The 19,404-nt window shown below is 53.2% G+C and carries 13 protein-coding genes; 4 read left to right on the top strand and 9 right to left on the bottom strand.

Annotated features, from left to right (window positions below; translation table 11 throughout):
* Positions 1 to 21 precede the first annotated feature (21 nt).
* Genes HMPREF0494_RS03500 through HMPREF0494_RS03515 form a run of 4 tightly spaced genes read right to left on the bottom strand, consistent with a single transcriptional unit; the run spans position 22 to position 6,748 of the window.
* Positions 22 to 2,229 (bottom strand): glycoside hydrolase family 3 C-terminal domain-containing protein, encoded by a 2,208-nt coding sequence (locus tag HMPREF0494_RS03500; protein ID WP_007123550.1) that lies wholly within the window; start codon positions 2,227 to 2,229, stop codon positions 22 to 24.
* A gap of 31 nt (positions 2,230 to 2,260) precedes the next feature.
* Entirely contained in the window at positions 2,261 to 3,427 is a 1,167-nt protein-coding gene (locus HMPREF0494_RS03505) for a glycoside hydrolase family 5 protein (protein ID WP_007123551.1), read from the bottom strand.
* 16 nt (positions 3,428 to 3,443) lie between these two features.
* Positions 3,444 to 4,697, bottom strand: a complete 1,254-nt coding sequence (locus HMPREF0494_RS03510) for an MFS transporter (protein WP_007123552.1) — start codon at positions 4,695 to 4,697, stop codon at positions 3,444 to 3,446.
* 44 nt (positions 4,698 to 4,741) lie between these two features.
* A complete protein-coding gene (locus HMPREF0494_RS03515) occupies positions 4,742 to 6,748 on the bottom strand; it encodes a beta-galactosidase (RefSeq protein ID WP_040458726.1) in 2,007 nt (668 codons plus the stop codon).
* Between the two features lie 131 nt (positions 6,749 to 6,879).
* Here HMPREF0494_RS03515 and HMPREF0494_RS03520 point away from each other — a divergent pair, with 131 nt between their 5' ends.
* Complete coding sequence (locus tag HMPREF0494_RS03520; protein ID WP_007123554.1) at positions 6,880 to 7,767, top strand: helix-turn-helix domain-containing protein; 888 nt, start codon at positions 6,880 to 6,882, stop codon at positions 7,765 to 7,767.
* On the opposite strand, the gene HMPREF0494_RS03525 is transcribed toward HMPREF0494_RS03520, so the two are convergent.
* Positions 7,764 to 9,413 (bottom strand): glycoside hydrolase family 43 protein, encoded by a 1,650-nt coding sequence (locus tag HMPREF0494_RS03525; protein WP_007123555.1) that lies wholly within the window; start codon positions 9,411 to 9,413, stop codon positions 7,764 to 7,766. The genes HMPREF0494_RS03520 and HMPREF0494_RS03525 overlap by 4 nt on opposite strands.
* Positions 9,414 to 9,590: 177 nt before the next feature.
* Here HMPREF0494_RS03525 and HMPREF0494_RS03530 point away from each other — a divergent pair, with 177 nt between their 5' ends.
* A complete protein-coding gene (locus tag HMPREF0494_RS03530) occupies positions 9,591 to 10,415 on the top strand; it encodes an AraC family transcriptional regulator (RefSeq protein WP_007123556.1) in 825 nt (274 codons plus the stop codon).
* A 47-nt stretch (positions 10,416 to 10,462) separates the two neighbouring features.
* Entirely contained in the window at positions 10,463 to 10,951 is a 489-nt protein-coding gene (locus tag HMPREF0494_RS03535; RefSeq protein WP_007123557.1) for a DUF1440 domain-containing protein, read from the top strand.
* A 65-nt stretch (positions 10,952 to 11,016) separates the two neighbouring features.
* Here the strand turns inward: HMPREF0494_RS03535 and xylB are convergent, their stop codons facing one another.
* From xylB to HMPREF0494_RS03555, 4 genes are all read right to left on the bottom strand, one after another.
* The gene (gene xylB / locus HMPREF0494_RS03540) at positions 11,017 to 12,525 is read right to left on the bottom strand and encodes a xylulokinase (RefSeq protein ID WP_007123558.1); all 1,509 of its coding nucleotides are present in this window, start codon (positions 12,523 to 12,525) and stop codon (positions 11,017 to 11,019) included.
* 161 nt (positions 12,526 to 12,686) lie between these two features.
* Entirely contained in the window at positions 12,687 to 14,036 is a 1,350-nt protein-coding gene (gene xylA / locus HMPREF0494_RS03545) for a xylose isomerase (RefSeq protein ID WP_007123559.1), read from the bottom strand.
* A 270-nt stretch (positions 14,037 to 14,306) separates the two neighbouring features.
* Positions 14,307 to 16,598, bottom strand: coding sequence for an alpha-xylosidase (yicI, locus tag HMPREF0494_RS03550; RefSeq protein ID WP_007123560.1), 2,292 nt, complete (start codon positions 16,596 to 16,598; stop codon positions 14,307 to 14,309).
* A gap of 15 nt (positions 16,599 to 16,613) precedes the next feature.
* The gene (locus tag HMPREF0494_RS03555; protein WP_007123561.1) at positions 16,614 to 18,011 is read right to left on the bottom strand and encodes a glycoside-pentoside-hexuronide (GPH):cation symporter; all 1,398 of its coding nucleotides are present in this window, start codon (positions 18,009 to 18,011) and stop codon (positions 16,614 to 16,616) included.
* A gap of 174 nt (positions 18,012 to 18,185) precedes the next feature.
* Here HMPREF0494_RS03555 and HMPREF0494_RS03560 point away from each other — a divergent pair, with 174 nt between their 5' ends.
* Positions 18,186 to 19,370: an ROK family transcriptional regulator gene (locus tag HMPREF0494_RS03560; RefSeq protein ID WP_007123562.1), complete on the top strand. Its 1,185-nt coding sequence runs from the start codon at positions 18,186 to 18,188 to the stop codon at positions 19,368 to 19,370.
* The last annotated feature ends 34 nt before the right edge of the window (positions 19,371 to 19,404 follow it).

Raw genomic sequence — 19,404 nt, forward strand, 5'->3', positions numbered from 1 at the left:
CGTTTTTTTGCGTTTGCTATTTTACTTTAAGGCCCGCAGAAAGGCGTCACGCACTTCTTCCTGGATTCCCGTCGCGGCTAATGACCGCAATGGCATATTCGCGGAAATCGCAACCCAATCCTTATCCGCCATCATCGGCTGCAAAACCTCATACAAGCCGGATGACTTCAAGGCTGCTTGTACCTTAGGATCCTGGTCGTTCCAGATGTCGCCGATGTAAGTATCACCAGTAATTTCTCCCACGGGGTTGACGCCAATGGTCAGGGTAAAGGTGGTCCGCAGCCGGATGTCTCGTGATGAGCTGCCGACCATGATCTCGTACTCGCCATTGTCGGCTTCCCATTGCTCTTGAGCGACGTTATAGTAACTAAAGGCCCGGCGCGGCAAAGTCAGCGTAACCGTCTTGCTTTCACCCGGCGCCAGTGCTAGCTTCGTGAAGTCCCGTAGCTCCTTGACTGGCATTTCAACCCGGCTGACGTGGTTGGCAACATAAACCTGGGCGACTTCCTTGCCGGCTACTTGGCCGCTATTGGTAACCGTAAACCGCACCTTCACATCATTGTCCTCTTCGCTCACCGTTAAGTCACTGTAAGTAAAGTCCGTATAGCTTAGTCCGTGCCCAAACGGGAAGCGAACCGGCATTTCGTGCAGGTCGTAGTAACGGTAGCCGACAAAGATTCCTTCATGGTAGTCCTCTTCATCATGATCCCTGGCAAAGGTGCCATAGGTCGGGTTATCCTGCAGGCGTAGGGGGAAACTTTCGGAGAGCTTTCCTGACGGGTTGACCTTCCCCGTCAGGATATCCCAGGTGGCCTCCCCGACTGCTTCGCCGGCCAGGTAGGTCTCGACAATCGCTGGTACCCCGTCGGCCCACGGCATCTCGACCACCGACCCGTTCTGCAGCACGACGGTGACGTGCGGGTTAACCTTCAGCACTTCCCGAAGCAGCGCGTTCTGGTTAGCTGGTAGGGCGATGGAATCCTTGTCGAAGCCCTCCGTCTCCATCCTTTCGGGGAAGCCGGCAAAGAAGACTACCTGGTCACTCTGCTTAGCCAGTTGAACGGCTTCCTTAGTCAGCTCCTCGTTTGGCGCCGTCTCCGTTAGTGAATAGCCAACCGCATACTTGGCATTGGTCGGGGCAGCCGCTAACGGCGTTACCAAATGGTGGGCGTTGACGTGGGAACTCCCGCCGCCCTCAAAACGGGGCTTAGCAGCCAGTTCCCCAATCACCGCCAGCGACCCACCAGTATGCAGTGGCAGCTCCTGATTATCATTCTTGAGGAGGACAATGCTATCGTCAGCCACTTGCCGGGCAAACTCGTGCTGTTCTTCCTTATCATATGATTCGGTACGGGAAACGTCCTTGCCCCACTTTTCGACCATCTGGAGAACCCGCAGTGCCGACCGGTTCAAAGTGGACTCTTGAAGCCGCCCCTCCTTGACCGCTTGCACGATTTCGTCAACCGAGGCTTGATCCTTGCCCGGCATCTCCAGGTCCAGGCCGGCCTTGATTGCCGCCACGTGGTCTGCAACAGCTCCCCAGTCCGACATCACGAGTCCTTGGAAGCCCCACTCGTTCCGGAGAATTTCCGTCAGGAGCCGCTGGTTTTGTGAGTTCAAGGTCCCGTTTAACCGGTTATAGGAACACATCAAGGTTGCTGGCTGGGCCTCCTTGACGATTCGTTCAAACTGGGCCAGGTAGATTTCCCGCAACGCCCGTTCATCAATGTTAGACGAGGAGGTAAAGCGCTGGTTTTCCCGGTTATTCGCCGCAAAGTGCTTGACGCTGACGCCGACGCCCTCCTCTTGAACGCCCTTGACGTAGGCCGTCCCCATTCGGCCCGCCAGCAGCGGGTCTTCGGAGAAGTATTCAAAGTTCCGCCCCGCTAACGGGCTCCGTTTGATGTTGACCCCGGGGCCCAGCAGGACGCCGAGTTTCTCCGCACTGGCGGCAACCCCCAGGTGATGACCCAGCTTAAAGAGCAGCTGGTCATCGAAGGAACTCGCCGTCAGAGCTGACGACGGGAAACAAACCGCGTCAACGGAGTTATTAACATCCGTTGGTGCCACGTCAATGTCCTGTTTCCGCAAACCGGACGGCCCGTCCGACATCATCATCCGGTCAACTCCGGGCACCTTGGCGGTAAACCAGAAGTCCTTACCGGAAACCAAGGCGGCGCGTTCCTCTAACGTCAGGCCCTGGACAAACTGCAAATCAATTTTTACCATTCCTGTCACTGATCCTTTCTGTTTCCCCTACCTAAATATCTTGCGGAGCTAACCACTTTTTGTCAACTACCCGCTGGAGGGCCCAGCAGTCCCACCCGTACCAGGCCGGTTCGTTGATGGTGTCGATATTCAGCTTATAGGTCCAGTAGATGTAGCCAATCCCCTGGTTCCAGGCGTCCACCTGGGTCTTCCAAAGGGTTTGGTAGGCGTGGCGTAATTCTTCCTTGCTCAAGTGCGTGGCCCCGCCGAATTCCTGCTGGGTCGGGTTAATCCCGCCATTCGTGTCGACCCCAGCGGTATAGGAATTAAACAATGACCACTCACCGGTCACGACCGGAACGTACTGGTTGACGGCCGCAATCTTCTTGCCGAAGTCGGTCATTGTTTTTTCGTAAGCCGCCAGTGAGAGGTCGTGGTTTTTCATCTCGGCCATCATCAGGTACTGGTGGGTATCCAGGACAACGTTAGCAAAATCACTTTGCTTGAAAAAGTCTTCCCACTTGTCAATGTCAAAGCCGTCGTGGAACATAATCACCTTGTCAGCCGGCAGGAGTGGCCGCAATAAGTCATAGCAGTCCCGGTAGTACTGGTACAGGAAGTCAAAGCTAATTGGCGCACTGCCAGCTGCCTTTGCCGGGTCCCGCGGCGGAAAGCGCCGTTGCATATCACTAAACATCGCCGCCGTTGCAGGCTCATTGAGGACTTCAATCCCGTATAAGCCCGGCCGCTTGCCATAGCGTTCCGCGAGCCGCTTGACGACGCTTTTTTCAAACTCAACCTCGGCCGGCTCACTCGCCCACTTGCAGACCCCGGAGATTCCACCGTTATCAAAACCGTTTTGGCTGTCCGGCGCGGTATGCAAATCCAGCAGGATTTTAATGCCGTACGCCTCCGCCCAGTTAAAGGCGCGGTCGACTTCGGCAATTGCCCCAATAAACGGCGCCCGGTCGCCAAAGACAAAGTACGGAACTGGCAGGCGGACCAGGTTAAAGCCAAGGCTGGCGATCCGTAAAAAGTCTTCTTCGGTAATAAAGTTTGCCCGGTGCTGGCTGATCCGTGCTTGGTAAACAGCGGCCGGAAGATCTTGGGCCAGGTAATACTCGTCATCGGCTGCCGTTCCATCAAACAGGTGCGGTGACATCCACTTTTCCAGGACGAGCCACCCGCCTAAGTTAACTCCTTTAATCTTTTCGTTCATTTTCTGTTCACCCCGATTACTTAGTGCAACGAATCATCTGGATAAATACACAGGCAATAATGGCAAAGGCAATCGCTACTGGGAAGACCAGTTGGTAACCAGCTGCCGCCACCAGCGCACTGGTAACGATTGGTCCCGCTGTCTGGCCCAAAGTCGTCGCCATGTTGATAATCCCCAGGTCTTTTCCTGCTTCCTTCTTTGATGGCAGGACGTCCACGTTGAGCGCCTGGTCAACGGCCCCGTAAACAGCATAGCCCAGTCCGGCAAATCCAGCGAACAGCATCATCGAACTTGGCGACTTCATGACCCATGGCAAGAAGTAACCGAGGGCCAACAGGAAGGACGCAACAATTACCGGCACTTTCCGCCGGCCAATCTTATCGGAGATGGCACCGGAAGCCAATGAACCAACCAGGCCCACGATCATTGTAATCACTGACATCACCGAAATTGTTGCCGCGGCGGCTTTCTTTCCTTGGCCAATGTACATTTCCAAAATATAGAGCTGGTAGTTCAAAATCATGTAGTAGCTAAAGATCAACAGGGTCCGGCCAACGAAGGCTAGCCAGAAGTCCCGGGCACCCTTCATCGGCGGCCGGAACGAGAGCATGAATTCCTTCAAACCGCCCTTGACCGGGGCCATGTCCTTAGATGACTGTTCACTCGGCCAAACGATTACCGTAGCAAGGCCGGCAATTCCCATCAGGACTCCCGCAGAAATAAAGCCGGGGATCTGAATAGTGATAAAGTAGGCACCAACCAGCGTACCGATGGATGTCCCCACGGTCGTTCCCGCGGAGTAAAAGGCCGACATCGTTGCCCGCAGGTCATCCGGAACCCGGTCAGACAGGGTTGCAATCACCGGGGCAATGATGGCGTTCAGGCCGAACATACAGATACAGTACATCAGGCCCATCAGCCAGACGTTATCAAAGACCCCCGTCAAGAACAGGGTCACACCACCGACAATTCCCCCGCCAACAATCCAGGGTGTCCGGCGGCCGTAACGGGACCGGGTCCGGTCGGACAGGTTCCCGAACAGCAGGTTCGACACCAGCGACGCGATCGCAGTGACCGCGTTGATAATTCCGAAGATGGTCGTCGCCTGGGCCCCGCCGACCACGTCCTTCAGGTGTTGAGGCAATAGGACTGCCGAAACAATCCCCAAACCACTCATCCACAGCAACGAACAAACAAAGAATGATAGTGAGAAACGCACCCGGTCGGCCTTTGTGATCGCCGCGGCGACTTTCTTTTCTGCATTTTGCATAACTTTCCTCCTGATTAAGCGCTTACAAACATTTTCAAAAAAATTTATTGTCGTTCTTCAATGATTTTTACGGCCCAGGGGGCAAGGGATACCTGCTCTCCCACTGTTACTCGACGGTCCTGAAGCAATTCCGTTCCCGCAACTGGCACGGTAACTGACTGCTGGACATCTGAATAGTTAAAGATAAAGTCGACCTGCTGATCGGCTTGGTTGGTCCCCGACTTGACGATTATCGGGAAGCGAGCCCCGAAGTTCGGTTGGATCCCCACCCGCTGGCAGACGTGTTCGACGAGTTTTTCAATAATGGCTTGGTTGCCCCAGCAGCCGAGGTACCAGGTCATCCCCTGGCCATACCGGTTTTCCGTGATAGCGGCATATTCCTTCCAGTGGTTGTCATAGCCTGCTAAGACCTTCGCCCCGTCGGGAACCAGCAGCTCCGCCCATTCTTCAATCGCCGGGTCGACGTCCTGAAAGATTTCCGAGCGGTCTTCCAGCCGTTCGCCATTCGGATCCACAAACATTTCGTAGTGGGCCCCGACGGCCTCACTGATAATCCCCGGTTGCTGGCAGGTACGGACCTTGACGTGCTCATCCGTCACCCCATCCTTGAAGGTGTAGAGAACGTGACCGCCTTGGCGAACGTAGTTGTTCAGCTTTTTCAAAAACTGGTCGTTAGCCACGTAAAGCATCGGTACAACAACCAGGTCATAACGGTCGAGGTCAATCGTGGCCGGGTTGAGGATGTCGGTCCGGATATTCTGCCGGTAAAAGGCGTCGTACAATCGCCGGAAAACGTCGTTGTACTTATCCTTGCCGATTCCAAACTCCATCCAGTCGCTGCTCGTCGCCGTTAGGCTCTCGTTGTCGACCACGAAGGCCACCCGGGAGTTGATCTTGAGGTTCACTAGCTTAGGTGACAGGCGCTGGAAGTCCCGACCGACCCTTTTGGCCTCGTCATAAACCGGGTTCGGTGCAAAGTCGTGGCTGAGCAGCCCCTTCCAGTAGGTCTCAAAGGAGTTGTGAATCGAGTGCCAGTGCCAGTATTCAACCATGTTAGCCCCGCTCGCCACGTGACTAAAGGCGAGTTGGTAGAGTTGACCCGGGTAGGGTGTCCAGGTCTTAAAAGCCTGAGCCTGGGTTTCCAGCACCAAGTAGTTTTGCATTTTAATGCCCCGCGCCTCATCACCGGCAAAGGACAGTTCCGCCCCAGTCAGTTGCCGCTGGGACGGGTGGTAGACGTCAATGCCCACCACGTCCAAGCACTGGGCTGCCGTGAAGTGGTTGACGTCCGGCTGGATGCCGTAAGAGTAGCCCCGCCATTCAAAGTCGAAGTTATGGGTGATAAATTGGTCCTCATGCTTGTACTCATTGACGATCCGGGCCTGCCAAACGAGGTAGTTTGTGACCAGTTGCCGTTGGTACTTGGCAAATTCGCCGGCCAGGCTGCCATTAATGGTGCCGTTAACGGAGGGAAAGTCTTCCCAGGCGTTGATCCGGTTTGACCAGTAGTCAAGCCCAAAGTCGTGGTTAAAGCGGTCCAGGTCACCGTCATACAGGTCCTTGATGTATTCGACGAAGCCCCGCTGGACGTTTTCGCTGGAAGTGCCGTAATGCTTGGTCTCGTTGTCGATCTGGTAGCCAATCACGTTGTCGTACTTGCTCGTAATTGCCAGCATGTGGCGAATAATTCGTTCGGCATAATAGCGGTAAATCGGGCTGATAATGTCCATGATCTGGCGGGCGCCGTAAGGTTTGCGCTGACCGTTATTTTCCACCAGCACTTCCGGGTACTTCTTCGCCAGCCAGGTGGGGAAGGCGTAGGTCGGCGTGCCAACAATCACCTTCATCCCCGCCGCCCGCATTTTGTCCAAAACATAGGTAAGCTTGGAAAAGTCAAAGTGACCATCCTGGGGTTCGTAGGTGCTCCAGGTACTCTCCCCGATCCGGACGACATTGATCCCGGCTTCCTGCATCATGGCAATATCCTTATCAATCCGGTCAGCGGGCAGGTATTCAAAGTAGTAAGCCACCCCGTATAATAGCTGTTTCATCTCCTGATTCCTTTCTGTCAGCATTAGTTTTGAAATTGATTTCAGTTGCTATGCTTCTATTATCGTGATAATGTAAGTGCATTCACAGCGTCTAATTTTGGCAAAATTGTCCCTTTTTGAGGTACTGAACTATGGAACCCTACCATTCAAAAACTCTGAAAAACGCCCTACGCCTCCCCGCCCTCAGCTGGCGGCTAACCTTCTTTGGCGGCCACTCCCAGCAGGTAAAGGCGGGTTGGCACATTGAAACCGAGCGCCACCTGGCTTTTGAACTGATTCAGATTCTTGCCGGGTCCGAACGGGTCCACCTGGCCCAGGACGCCTTTGTCCTAACTACCGGGAATATCCTAATCATTCCCCCGAACCTTGACCATGACATCACCTGTCTTCAAGATATGTCCTACTTCAATTTTCACTTTGGCCTCGACGACCAGGAACTCAGCACCCGGCTGATTGAGCGCGGGCTGATTTACTATCCCCGCTCAACCCAGCAAAATAAGGAGCTGGTGCCTAGTTTGACGGAACTCTGGCGGCTGATCCGCCCCGATATGCAGTACGACTTTGACACGAAGCTCAAGGTGCAAAGGTTTTTCAGCGACTTTTTAATCAGCCTCAACTGGCAAACCACGATTCGGGAGCAGGCAACCAGTCTGACCAAACTCAAATACGCCGGAATGATTGCCAGCGGTCTCCAGCAACAGCTGAAAAAGCAAATCTTTGACTTCAACCACCACGGCATCGACCCCCGACTGAACGCCGCTTTAACCGTTAAAAAGGTGATTTCAGACGCGCAGATCAGCCTCAGTTATGGTTCGGAGGTTTTCAAAGACGTTTACGGCGTCTCACCCCGTGCCTACCTTTCCGAACTAAAGCTCGTGGAAGCTAAACACCTCCTGCTGATTCCTGATTACAGCATTCTGGCAATCAGTACCGCGCTCGGCTACAACGAGCAGTCGCACTTTGCCCGGCAGTTTAAGCGCTGGACGGGGATGACGCCCAACCAGTACCGCAATCGCTAATCCCGATTGTGAACGCTGTAATAGGCGAATTTCCCAACAGACTGGTGCTGGTAAGCGTCGACCGCGCCGATAAAGTTAAACAGCCCCGTAAAGCCGCCAATTTCGCCGGGCTCGCCGTTGACCCCCTCATCGGAGAGGTAGGCTAAATCGTAGCGACCGCCTAACTGCTGCCAGGCGCCGGCGGAGGCAAAGCGGTAATAGACCTGCGCCTGACCGTTATCGTAGTGGATCCGCAATTCCGCCTGGTCATTAGGAACGACCACTTCATCCCAGTAGTAGTCCTTCCGGGTTCCCTGCTTGGCTTGGAGCACCCGCAGGACCGTCACCCGTTCATCATCGGACTGGCAAAGGCGGACATAGAACCAGTTATTGGCGTCATAGTAGAGGCCGACGCCCGCTGTTTCCGAGTAATGGTCAGGGTGAAAGGTCACCTTCGTCTGCAAGTCATAGTGCAATGAGGTTGCCCGGGTGGCCATAATCGACGGCGCCACCTGGGAAAACAGGGAATTCCGGCCGCTAATCAGCAGGTGCCCGTCCTGAACTGCAACCCAGTCACGGCTTTGCCCGTGGTAGGGGGTCATGAAGCGATGGTCATAGTGGTCGGCAGCAAAGTGGTCATCGATATCGGAAGCCTGCTGATCCTGCTTGACCGTTCCCGGAACGTCCACTTCCGCTTTCGCGAGGTTGCTGCCATCGACCATTTCCAACCAGCCCGCCTGGTTCCACCGCATCTCCTGGAGGGAGGTTTCCCGCCCGAGCGGGTTTAACTTCTGACCAGGAAGCGGCCGGGACATCAAGTGGGCGATGTACCAGCGGCCAGCGGGAGTTTCCACCAGGGACCCGTGACCGGATTTTTGAATCCGTGAATGCGGGTTATACATCTCAAAGTGCCCCGCGTCAGGATCCCCGAGCGAGAAGAGGTGGTGGGGCGCCGAAGTAATGATTGGTTCCCCGGTCGGGTTCGGTTCGTAGGGGCCAAAGATCTCCTTTGCCCGGCCGATCTCCACCCCGTGGGCATAGCCAGTTCCCCCCGAGGCCAGTAACAGGTAGTAATAGCCGTCATGCTTATACAGCTGCGGCGCTTCGACACAGCCGCGGGTTGTAAAGCCGGTGGTCACCCGGTGCCACTCGCCAACCTGACCGCCCGGCAGATCAACTTCCGCAATCACGATGTGGCCCGGAGCCTGGTAACCTTCCCGGGTTTCCCATTCCAAAACGGCAACGTAGTGCTTGCCATCCTCGTCATGGAAGAGTGACGGGTCAAAACCAATTGAAGTGAGATACGTTGGCTTAGTCCACGGTCCGGTAATCTGATCGGCGGACATGATATAGCTTTCGGCGTTAAACTCGCGCCCCGCCATATTTTGCAGGTGGCAGAAGGCCAGCCAGTATTTTCCGGTCTGCTTGTCGTATGACAGGTGCGGGGCCCAGATTCCCGCCGGGGTGTTGGTTCCCTGGAGGTCAATCTCGCCGGCGGACAAGGCGTAGGTCAAAAGTTTCCAGTTCGCGAGGTCGCGCGAATGAAAAATTTGAATCGCTGGCTGCCAGTGAAAGGTCGAAGTTGCAATGTAATAATCTTCACCCACCCGTAAAATTGACGGGTCCGGGGCCATCCCGGGAATAATTGGATTTTGAATCTTACTCATAATCCCTTTCCTTTCTTTTGCAGAATAAATCCTGGTATAATTGCTTTGTAAGTTAGTAAGTTAAACAAATTAATTGTCATGATAATAGCTTGAATGCGCTTTCTGGTCAATCGAATTTGCTTGATTGGTCAGGATGATAATATTTACAGGTAAGAAATGTAAGGTCGGTGAATTAAAATGGATGAATTGCATCATGAAAACGTCGTCGTCAATACCAACATTGGCATTCGCTTTTGGCGGTCCCAGGTTAACACGAGCGGCTACGTGCCCTTCCACTGGCACAGCAGTATTGAAATCGTCTGCGTGCTTGCCGGTCGACTTGACTTTACGATTAACGGCCAGCAACTGGCGGTGACTGCCGACCAGTTCATCGTCATCCCTTCCGGCGTGGTCCATGACGTAGCAAACTTGCCGAACACTGCTTATGTATTGCAGGTTCCTCTCAAAGTGCTCAAGCCCTATGTCGCCCACCCCGAACAGGTTATCTTTGCTAATAACCAGCTAGCAAGTCCTGCCTATGCACAAGCACTTGACCTGATTAAGAAGTTTGCCAAACTGCAGCTCCACCATCCGCCTGCCTTTCGTTTTGATAGTGAAATCACCTTTGCCGCCCTGCTCAAAATCCTCTTTACCCGGCTCAATGATCCTGACCGGCAGGTACCGAATACGAATAACGTCAAGCAGCTGATTATATTTATTAACAACCACAGCACTGCGCCACTGACGGTTGCCGCCCTCGCCCGCCGGTTCGGCTACAACCCTAGCTACCTCTCCCGGCGTTTCAAAGAGCAGGTTGGGATTTCGCTAATTCATTACATCTACGTGGTGAAACTCAACCACCTGTACAATGACCTCATCAACACGGACACTGACATCAAACAGCTATTCCAAAAGAACGGCCTGACCAATCCCCGGACCGCACGCAAATTCTTCCGGGAGATGTTTGGCAAGCTGCCAAATGACGTCCGGCGGGAAAAGAAAAGCAAGAAATCAGCCCACTGACCGATTCCTTGCTATAATAGGGGTTAAAGGATGTGATTCAATTGTCGATGAATTATAAACACGTTTTACTTGCGGGCGTGAGCGCGGGCGTAATTTCCGGCCTGGTCAAGCTCGGTTGGGAAAATGTCCTGCCGCCACAAACCCCCGAACGCAACAAGGTTAACCCACCCCAAAAGCTCTTGCAGCAGCTCGGTGTCCCCGCAGCCCTCACCCAAGCAACCTACCGTTATTCTGGTCAGGACCTGCCCTGGGTCAGCTACCTGGTTCACTTCGGCTTCTCCATTAGTTTCGCAACCGTTTACGCCGCCCTGCTGGACCAGAAGGTGCGGAGCTTGACCCTCGGACAGGGAATCCCGTTTGGCCTCGCCGTCTGGATTGCCTTCCACCTGGTAATTATGCCCGCCATGAAGACCGTTCCGAGCGTTCACGACCAGCCATGGGAAGAACACCTCTCCGAAGCCCTTGGCCACGTCGTTTGGATGTGGACCAACCATGAAATCGCCGATGAGGTCCTCCGGCAATTAAAGCAGAAATAATTAAAAACGCTAATAGGCCGTCAAAGCTCGTATTAACCGAGCCTAGACGGCCTGCTTATTTTATCCTAATCCCAGCTATTCCGCAGGGCCATCAACTGGTGGCTGAGGTCCTTCGTCTGGTCATATACCTGGTGGTAAACCTTGTACAGGTCATCATACTTAGCAACCTGGTCCGCCTGCGGCTGGTAGCTCTTGCCAAAGTGGACAAATTTCTTGGCGCAATCCTGCAGGGAATCGTACCAGCCCAGGCCAACTGCTGCCAGCATAGCAGCACCTAAGCCGGGCCCCTGTTCGTTGGTCAGGGCTACGACCTTCTTGTTGAAGATGTTCGCCTGAAGCTGGAGCCAGAAGTCACTCTTGGCGCCCCCACCGATGGCGACCACGGTGTCAAAGTCCTGGCCGTGCTGGTCGTAAATATTGAGAATGTCCCGGAAACTGAAGGTAATGCCCTCAATTACAGCCCGGACGAAGTCATACTTATTCTGCATACTGTCGACCCCGATGAAGCTCCCCCGGATATCGGCATCGGCGTACGGCGTCCGTTCGCCGACCACGTACGGGGTAAAGAGCAATCCGTTGGCCCCCAGTGGTCGTTGGGAAGCCCGGTTGACCATTTCCGTGAAGTCCTCATCCGCCGCGAAGGTGTGCTTAAGCCAGTTCAGCGAGTGACCGGCCGCCAGGGTAACCCCCATCGAGTAGTAGGTGTCTGGAATCGCGTGGCATTCATATTGGAGGGCCCCGTGGTAGTTGACGTTAGCGTCCGGTTCGTACTTGAGAACCACCCCAGAGGTCCCGATACTGGACATCACCATGTTGGGCTGGAGGATGCCGGCGCCAACCGCCCCACAGGCGTTGTCACCGCCACCGCCGAAGACCTTGGTTGAAGTTTTCAGGCCGGAGAACATTGAATAGTTATCCGTGACCGTCCCGGCCTCATCAATTGACCGGATCAACGGTGGGCACATCGACATTGGAATACCAAAGGCGTCACAGATTTCCTTGCTCCAGGTCCCCTTCTTAATGTCGTAGAGAACCGTCCCCGTGGCATCAGAATAGTCAATGGCCTGTTTGCCTGTCATCACGAAGCGAACATAGTCTTTCGGCAGCAGGAAGCTCTTGGCCTTGGCCCAGATGTCGGGCTGGTTTTCCTTGACCCAGAGCAATTTGGGCAGGGTAAAACCTTCCAGGGCCCGGTTCCCAGTGATGTCGATAAACTTGTCGCCGAGTTTTTCCCGGATTTCTTCACACTGCTTGGTCGTCCGGGTATCGTTCCAGAGCATTGCCGGACGCAGGACCTGGCCGTTTTCGTCAAGCAGAACCAGTCCGTGCATCTGACCGGAGAAGGAAATTCCCTTGATTTCTTCTGCCTTGAGGCCGTCCCGTAAGATCAGGCGGTCAATGGCGATTGTGGTTCCGTAAAGCCAGTCGCGGGGATCCTGCTCACTGTACCCCGGGTGGGGCTGGTGGAGGTCATAACCGTAGCTCTGCTGGGCGGCGATCTGACCTTCCCGGTCCATGGCGGAAACCTTGACGGCACTGGTTCCGAGGTCGACGCCGATTACGTATTCATTCATTTCTATCCATTCCTTTCTGCCAAAAGGGCCGGGGCAAAGTTGATTGCCTCGGCCCTTATATTAGCTGACACTACTCATGCTGTTAATATTTTTTAGTGAACATTTCTTGGATTGATAGTTAGTAATTGTTATTACATGGATTTTCGCGGTTTTGGGGTGAATTACTTAGCAAGAGTTTCAATCATGTAGTGGTTGATCGTGTCCTTGATTTCTTCCAGGTGGTCAGACTGGGTTGCGGCCCGCAGTTGTGCTTGTGGAGTATCAATAACCTTGGCTTCAAGGCTCTTGAAGTCTTCCTTGCCGTCTTCGATGTCCTTGCCCAGACCTTCGTCCCAGCTAGCGTAACGGGTCTTGAGAACGTCATCGATGAAGCCGTCTTCCTTCATGGCAGCGGCAACCCGCAGACCTGCGGCAAAGCTGTCCATGCCGACAATGTGACCGTAGAAGAGGTCTTCTGGCTTGAAGGACGTCCGCCGTGGCTTAGCATCGAAGTTCAGGCCACCACGAGGGCCGATGCTGCCGTTTTCGATAACTTCCCACATAGCTGCGGTCGTTTCGTACAGGTTGGATGGATATTCATCGATGTCCCAACCAATCAGCTTGTCACCCTGGTTGGCATCCAGAGAGCCAAGCAGGCCAGCTTCACGGGCAACCCGGATTTCGTGCTGGTAAGTGTGGCCAGCCAGGTTAGCGTGGTTACCTTCAAGGTTGAGCTTGAAGTCCTTGTCCAGACCATATTCACGCATGAAGTTGATAGTTGTTGCGGCATCAAAGTCGTATTGGTGCGTGGTTGGTTCCTTCGGCTTTGGTTCCAGCAGCATTTGGGCATCGAAACCAATCTCGTTGGCGTAGTCCTTAGCCATGTGGAAGAACTTAGCGATGTGTGATTGTTCACGCTTCATTTCGGTGTTCCAAAGTGATTCGTAACCTTCACGGCCGCCCCAGAAGACGTAGTTCTCTGAGCCAACCCGCTTACCAATTTCCAGACTGTGCTTCAATTGGGCACAAGCGTAAGCGTAGATTTCGGCGGAAGGAGCAGTACCAGCACCGGACAGGAACCGTGGGTTAGTGAACAGGTTGGAAGTGTTCCACAGAACCTTCATGCCAGTGTCCTTTTGGTATTCCACAATCTTGTCAACAACCTTGTCCAGGTTCTTGTTGGTTTCACGCAGAGTGTCACCTTCTGGAGCCAAGTCCCGGTCGTGGAAGCAAAGGAAGTCAACGCCTAACTTCTTGTAAAATTCAAATGCGTAGTCTACCTTGGCAAGTGCTTGGTCCATCGGGTCACTGTACTTGTCATATGGACGAGTAGCAGTTCCGTCACCGAATGGGTCAACCAGCCGTTGGTCAAAGGTGTGCCAGTAAGCAACTGAGAACCGTAGCCAATCCTTCATTTTCTTGCCTAAGATAACTTCGTCTGGGTTGTAGTATTGATAGAATAAACCAGACTTCAGGCTCTTGTGTGGGCCTTCATATTTAATGTCACCAATGTTTTCCCATAAATCAGCCATAATTAATAGCCTCCTGAAATAATTTAGTTTGTATAAACAACTAACTTACAAGTCTTAATATACTACCCGATTTTCGTTTTGTAAACCCTTTCGCGGGAATTATTTTTTTTACGGTGAGCAATGAAAAATTGTTTATTTAGAGCAATCCAGCTAAGCCGACGATATTTTGTCGCAAAGTACAGGCACTTGATTTAGTAGTACGGCAATGCTTCAACTAAAAAAGCGATGGAACAGTTTGTTGACTGCCATCGCCTTTTTAAATTTCCGCGACTAGAGCGCGAACTCACTCATCCCATTGTCCATCTGTTCAGTCTTAACCTGCCCATTTTCGTGAGCCGTAATGGTCAAATCACCGCTCAGGCCGGTCGTCTTGACCGTGAAGTGGTTACCCTGCCGAATTACGACAACTTCGGCAGCATCATTGCCGTGCTTATCAACCACTTGCACCTTGGTCGTCCCCTCGTGCATATCAAAGAGCTGGATATTAACGTCCTTGGTGTAGTCATAATCAGCGTGCTCAGGATGGTCGCGCGTAACCAAAATTGTGTTGTCACGGACCAGCACTGGCAGGTAGAGCTCATCATAATGTTTAGTCAGCCACTGGCCACCCGCAGGCACTTCATAGTGTTCGTCAGCTTGGACAATGCTTGTCCACTTGCCGGCTGGCAGGTAGAAGTGGACGTTACCTTCCGGATTAAAGACCGGCGCCACCAAGATCTGGCTTCCCAACATGTACTGGTTGGCAATCGTGTGCGTATTATAGTCCTGGTTAAACTCGAACCACATTGGCCGCATCAGTGGGTTCCCGTAGTGGGCACTGTGGGCTGCCTGAGTATACAGGTATGGCATCAGTGAAAGCTTCAGATTAACGTACTTCCGGCTGTTTTCAACCGCTTCATCGTCAAAGTTCCACGGAACCCGGTAAACGTCACTGCCGTGGTAACGGCTATGCGAGGACAGCAGGCCAAACTGGGTCCACCGCTTGTACAGGTCGGCAGTTGGCGTGTCCGGCCCGTCTTCAAACCCGCCAATGTCGTGACTCCAGAAGCCGAAGCCTGAGCTCAGGAATGACAGCCCGCCGTGAAGGGTGTCAGACATGGACTTGAAGGTGGACAGGCAGTCACCGCCCCAGTGAACCGGGAACTTCTGTGAGCCGACCGTTGCGGACCGGGCAAAGACAACCGCTTTGTCGTGGCCCTTAACTTCAGCAATCGCATCAAACGTAGCCTTGTTGTACTGGTAAGTGTAGTAGTTGTGTTCACGCTTCGGGTCAGAGCCGTCGAAGTAAACAGCGTCTTCCATTGGGATCCGCTCACCAAAGTCGGTCTTGAAGCAGTCCACGCCCATTGCGAGCAGCTTCTTCAGCTTCCCCTGGTACCACTTAACGGCATCCGGGTTGGTAAAGTCAATGAAGCCGTTCCCTGCTTGCCAGAGGTCCCATTGCCAAACGTTCCCGTCAGTCCGCTTGACCAGGTAGCCGTGTTCCTTCCCTTCCTTGAACATCTGGCTCTTCTGGGCAATATATGGGTTAATCCATACACAGACCTTAATTCCCTTGTTGTGGATTTCCTGAATTAACTTTTCCGGGTCCGGGAATTCGTCATTGTTCCAGGTCAAGTTGCTCCACTCGAAGTCGCGTTGCCAGAAGCAGTCGAAGTGGAAGACGTCCAACGGAATATGGCGTTCTTCCATCCCGTTGATAAACTTCATCACGGTCTGCTCACTGTAATCGGTCAGGAAGGAAGTGGTCAGCCACAAGCCGAAGGACCATGACGGCGGCAGCTGGACCTTCCCCGTTAATTCGGTGTATTTGTGCAAAATTTCCTGTGGGGTCGGCCCGTAGATGACGAAGTATTCGAGTGACTGGCCTTCAATGCTAAACTGAACCCGGTCGACGTTTTCCGAGGCAATCTCAAAGTCCACCGGCTCCGGCTGGTTGACAAAGACACCGTAGCCATCGTCAGTGATGTAGAATGGGACGTTCTTGTAGGCCTGGTCAGAGCCAGTCCCACCATCCTTGTTAATCGTCCGGACTTCCTGACCGTTCTTTACAAAGTTGCCGAAGCGTTCACCCAAGCCGTAAACGTGGGTATCAACGCCGAGGGACAATTGTTCCCGCATGTAGTGCTTGCCGTTCTCCCGGTTGGTAATTTCACCCTGGGCGCGGTGACGGGAGGCCGTAATTTCCTTGCCACCGGCATTGAAGGTCATCGCAAATTCCTGGCGCAGCGGGACATTAACCTGCAGATGCCCACTCTGCAATGAGGCCGCCTGGTCGTCAACGTGGATGTCAACATCCGGGTGCTGGTCGGTCAACTCAAAGGACGGTTCCTTCTGGTTCTGGTCAAAGTGGGTTAGTTTGACCCCGATTACATCCTCGGCGGGTGAGCTGAGCTTAATCGTGGTCATCCCGATGTTCAGTTCATCCCCCCGACCATTAATGCGTTTGTAGGGAGCAAATACGTTCAGTTCCTTGCCCTCCTGTTCCGCTGTAAAGGCCTCCTCGGGGTGGTTGATTTGGTATTCCTTCTTGTCTAACCAATAACCGTTTGTAAACTTCATGGTAAACTTCCTTTCCTAATCTTTGTCCGCTGGCTGCTGGCTAATTTCAGCGTTCATCCGTTCAATCTTTTCGTCCGTCAGCCGGTAAAAGGCAAAGACAATCATGGCCAGAATCGTAACAATAATTGGAATGATCGTCGTGGTCATCCGGATACCAAACAGGCTGCGCGCCGTTTGCTGGTGGTTAGCCGCAAAGCCGTATGCCGCCAGGACGTAACCGGGAATAACTCCCCCGAGGGCCATCCCAAACTTGAAGAAGAAGCCGACGATCGCGTTAACAATCCCGTTTTCCCGCTTGCCGGTCTTCCATTCACCGTAAGTGATCACTTGGGGAACCAGGGCCCACTGGAAGCCAGTTGCCAGGGTGACCCCAGCGGCTTCGATCGTCCGGCCGATAAAGGTCCAGGTAATGTTAGTGGCAGGAACCATGAACATAATCAAGAAGCCGACAATGATTACGAAGAGGCTGCCCTGCATCAATACCTGGGTTCCCAGTTTCCGGTTCAACCAGGGCGTGATTGGCACGGTCAGAAAGGCCGGCAGGGTTCCCAGCAGATTGTACCACTGCATCAAGCCGGCATTGTGGGCGTTATAAGTCATGTAGTAGGCGCCGACCGAGTTGACGACCGACATCAGACCAAAGGTGATAATGAAGAAGATTGCTAATACCCGCAGCGGCTGGTTAATCTTGAGCTGGTGGAAGAGGTCCTTGACCGAGACGGATGCTTCGGTATCGGCTGGCATGTGAATCCGTTCAGTCGACTGGCTAAAGCAAAAGACCAGCACTAACGCCCCGGCAATCCCGTAGACGATCATCGTCAAGAACCAGCCCATCTTGGAAGCTTGACCAGAGTAGTAGCCGCCGGAGAAAAGCTTAACGCAAACCGGCACCCCAAAGCTGACGGTCAGCGACCCCATATTAGCAAGGAACATCCGAATTGATGACATGGAAACCAATTCCTTGTTGTTCCGGGTCATCGCCGCGTTCAATGAACCATACGGAATGTTGACAGTGGTATAAATCACCGAAAGGCCGACGTAAGTAACGTAAGCGTAAACCAGTTTCCCCACCTGGCTAAAGTCCGGCACATAGAAGCAGAGCATTGCCAACACCGCGAGTGGCAAGCCCATGTAGAGCAAGTAGCCACGGTACTTACCAAACCGGGTCGTATGCTTATCGATAAAGGTACCAACAATTGGATCGTTGATAGCATCGATCAAACGAACAATTAAAAACATCGTCGCTGCATCAGCTGCCGGCAAACCATACACGTTTGTATAGAAGAACAACAAATAGGTCGAAATAGTAGTATAAATAAGGTTTTGGGCGAAATCACCCGTGGCCCAGCCGAATTTCTGCCGCCAGGGCAGCTTAATATCAGTCGCGTCGAGTGCTTGGTTTTGCACAATCATCACATCCTCAAATTACATTAGTTTCCTGTAAGTTAGTTTTGCTTAACAACAAACTAAAAATACCACCATTACTACTATTTGTAAACGCTTTATTTTAATTTATGAGCAGCTAAAGCACGATTTCTGCCGCCAGTTTGTAGTACAATCGAATTATTACCCGGCGGTCTACCGCCGATGATCCTGGAGGAACCTGCATTGCCATCAACCAACCGTAACCTAAACCGGCTTGCTAACTTGAAGCTCGTCAAACAGCAGCTCTTTAACCACCCGGCGATTTCCCGGGCGGCCGTTGCTCGCAACACCGGTTTAACCCGTTCAACCACCTCGTCCTTATTTGCCGAGCTTGACCGGCAGGGCTTCGTTCGCCACCTGGGCCGGGGCCAGGCAGCGGAAAGCGGCGGCCGCAAACCCGAGTTGTACACCATCAATACCCATTACGGCTACATCGCCTGTTTTAACCTGACTTACGATAGCCTGTACGTCATGTTCCTCTACGCCGATGGCCAGGAAATTAGTTTTCAGCAGATTGCCTTAACTAACCACGAGCTCTTGCAGGTAATGGAAATCATTAATCAGCAGTTAGCCACAACCGCAGCGCACAACGATACCGAGCACGGTTTACTAGGCATCAGTTTCTCCATTCATGCCGTGGTCGAAGACGATCAAATTGTTCACTCTCCTTACTACCCCCTCCACGGAATCAACCTCCAGAAGTATTATCAGGATCGTTATCACGTCCCAGTTAAAATTGGCAACGAAGCAAACCTGGCCGCAATATACGAACGGGACTACGGGAAGCAGAATAGTGCTGACAACTTTCTGGTCCTCAGTATTCACCGGGGACCAGGGATTGGCGTCATTGCCAACCGTGAACTCTTCACTGGCTACCGGGGCATGGTGGGAGAGCTCGGCAGCGTTAAGATTCCAAACCGGCAGGGGCGGGTCACAGAGCTTGGTGACGTCTTCTCCAGCGACCACTTTCTCGCCCGCCTAGGCCAAGCTACTGACACCACCATTAACAATTTCACCGCTGCTCAGCAGGCAGTTCGACAGCATGGTGACGCCACTAAAGCGGTCCTGACTGATTTTGCGACCGTTACTGGCCAGCTGCTCTTTAACCTGCAAATGCTGTACGGCCCAGAACGGATCTTAATCAATTCTCCCCTGGTCGAAAGCATTCCGGAATTGGGCACCCAAATTCAAGCGGCGGCACGCCAAAGCGGCTGTCAGGTGCCGGTCACCATTATCAAGGGGTCCCGGTACGTTTCCCTGCTGGGGGCCGGGGCCCTCCTCATCCGCCAGGTGCTCGGCCTAGAGGACGTCACCCTCCAGTTCCAATGGTTTCGTAAAATCGGCTAAGGGGTTGTGACATAACCCGATTACCAAAATAAAC

The sequence above is a fragment of the Limosilactobacillus antri DSM 16041 genome (genome assembly GCF_000160835.1).
In the GTDB taxonomy this organism is placed as follows: Bacteria; Bacillota; Bacilli; order Lactobacillales; family Lactobacillaceae; genus Limosilactobacillus; species Limosilactobacillus antri.